The organism is Mariniflexile soesokkakense (assembly GCF_039650365.1).
GTDB classification, from domain to species: Bacteria; Bacteroidota; Bacteroidia; order Flavobacteriales; family Flavobacteriaceae; genus Mariniflexile; species Mariniflexile soesokkakense.
This window is the reverse complement of the sequence record NZ_JAZHYP010000019.1, coordinates 1-2,221: the sequence shown is the minus strand read 5'-3', so window position 1 is coordinate 2,221 and position 2,221 is coordinate 1. Positions and strand designations below refer to the sequence as shown.

Sequence of the window (2,221 nt, the reverse complement as noted above, 5' to 3'; positions counted from 1 at the left end):
CAAGCACTAACTTTTGATTTAGGAATAAACTTACGCATTATTTTTATACAATGTTGTGCATAGTATTTATTCCACACAAATTATTCCGTCTTGCGATATTTTTTGTCCATCGTTTGATGTCATAGTTGCGTTGTAATACAGACACTTTCCTTCAATTTTTGTTTTTGATATAATAATTCCATTATTTTCATTAACCCATTTAGTCATTTCGTCCATTTCTCCTTTAGAAGAATCGTAAGTTAATCGATAAGTACAATCATCAATCCATTCAAGAATTTCATAGGTTGGGGTTCCGTTACCAATTCCATTTTTCCATTCGGTTTGAGAGTTTTTTTCTCTAATAACTACATATCGATTAATAGAAAGGTCTCTTTCAGCAGTTATTTCATTTATACTATCTTTTGATGTGATTGTATATTTTTTCATTTCATCATTCGTAGGAATATAGAAAGTTCCGATTTTAAAATCCGCACAAGTTAATTCTTGCGCACTGGAATTAAGTCCGATTAATAATAACGTAAATAGTAGTAATTTCGTTTTTTTCATATTATGCACAACGTTTACGTATAAGAATAGTGCGGTTTTGTGTGCGAGGATTTTCCGCAGGAAAATCAGACGTAACAAAATGGCACTAACCTTGGATTAAGCACTAAACTACGCATTATTTTTATACATTGTTGCCAGTAGTTTTTTTTCTAAATATCATTTTTAAATCAGTCACAAGGTAAAAACCAACAAAGCCTAAAGTACCAATTGCCAAAGCATATTGTCCATTAGGAATAGCCATGAAAAAAGTCAGTCCAATGAGAAAGATGCAAAACGGATAAGTAAATAACCTAATTAAAGTTCTTTTGAATGACCATTCTTTTTCTGGTTTCTGTTTCTCAACTTCTATATCTAAAAATTCAAACATTTCATCAAGTTGGTTTTGTCTTTCAAATCGGTAAATCATTCGCCAGAATAAAGTGAAAATTATAGTAAAAGCACCGATAACAGCAATTATTGGCCAACTTTCAAATAAGTCAAATTCTAATGGGTTTTTAGGAAATATAGCATATAGAAATCCAACTATGAAAATTCCAATTAATGATTTTCCAATCGGATTCAATTTGCTAGTAATATTAACTAAATGATTGTTTGCATTTAATTCAAAGGTAAAGACTGGGTAAAAAGTCGTATTCCACATATTTTGTCTCCAAACTTTTATTTCATTTCGACCTATTTCTCCTTTCTGACGAAAATCACGTGAAAAAACATTCCATAAGTGATTTAGAAAAGTGTCTTCTTTCCTCAATCTAATTAATTTTTCTATGTCTTTTTTTGTGACTTCCAATGTTTTTTAAATTACTGGCAACGTTTATGTATATGAAAAGTTGCGTGTTTGTATGCGAGGATTTTCCGAAGGAAAATCAGACGTAACAAACGTGCAACGACCTTTGATTAAGCACAAATCCAGCAATTTTTTATATACTGTGTTGTGTGTAGTTTTTTTATTCCGCTTATTGTTTTCCAAGGTTTTTCTTGATTCCGAGTTTTATTAAATTCAGAATTCCCAATGCTGGTAAATACATGAAAATTCCGATTATTAAATATGTATAAGTTGTTCCTGCAACAAAACTGTCAAATTTAAAGTCCGCTGAATTCCATAACCAAGTCAGAAGTATTAAAATCAGTCCGATTATACCTTGAATTATTAAGGATTTATTAATTGTTTTTATCAGTCCGATAAAGTTGAAGGATTTCCAAAGTCCGTTTTTTCGAGCATTCCAAATTATTGGAAGTCCGAAAAATATTATGACTAATATTGTTACAATTTCTATATCAGGAACAATCATTTTTTAATCTACTGCAATTATTAAATTCGGTTTTTCTCCTTGCTCTATTTTTCTATAATTGACAAAAGCTCCACACTCTAAAATGGCATTTAGTAATTCAGGTTTATTTTCTTTTAGAAACTTTCCATTCTCAATTTGCAACAATGTTGGCTTTTCGGTCAATTCATCAACACAGTCAATCCAAGCATTCATATTTTCTCCGTAATAATCTGGAAAATTCAGTTCTGATTTAAATTCAGAGTGAAAAGAATTCCAATTAGTTAGTTTTTTACCATCGATTTTCAATGTTGTCATTTCGTTTTTCTCAAATTACACACAACGTTTATGTGTATGGAAAGTTGCGTGTTTGTGTGCGAGGATTTTCCGAAGGAAAATCAGATGCAAGC

Annotated in this window: 4 protein-coding genes; all 4 read right to left on the bottom strand. The window is 30.7% G+C overall.

Going from position 1 to position 2,221, the window contains the following annotated elements:
* Positions 1-66: 66 nt before the first annotated feature.
* Positions 67-426 (bottom strand): hypothetical protein, encoded by a 360-nt coding sequence (locus tag VP395_RS15745; protein WP_346242984.1) that lies wholly within the window; start codon positions 424-426, stop codon positions 67-69.
* Between the two features lie 241 nt (positions 427-667).
* Positions 668-1,333 carry a hypothetical protein gene (locus VP395_RS15740; RefSeq protein WP_346242983.1) on the bottom strand — a complete coding sequence of 222 codons (666 nt, stop codon included), beginning with the start codon at positions 1,331-1,333 and terminating at the stop codon, positions 668-670.
* Positions 1,334-1,499: 166 nt separating this feature from the next.
* Entirely contained in the window at positions 1,500-1,835 is a 336-nt protein-coding gene (locus VP395_RS15735; RefSeq protein ID WP_346242982.1) for a hypothetical protein, read from the bottom strand.
* Positions 1,836-1,838: 3 nt separating this feature from the next.
* Positions 1,839-2,129, bottom strand: coding sequence for a barstar family protein (locus VP395_RS15730; RefSeq protein ID WP_346242981.1), 291 nt, complete (start codon positions 2,127-2,129; stop codon positions 1,839-1,841).
* Positions 2,130-2,221 lie beyond the last annotated feature (92 nt).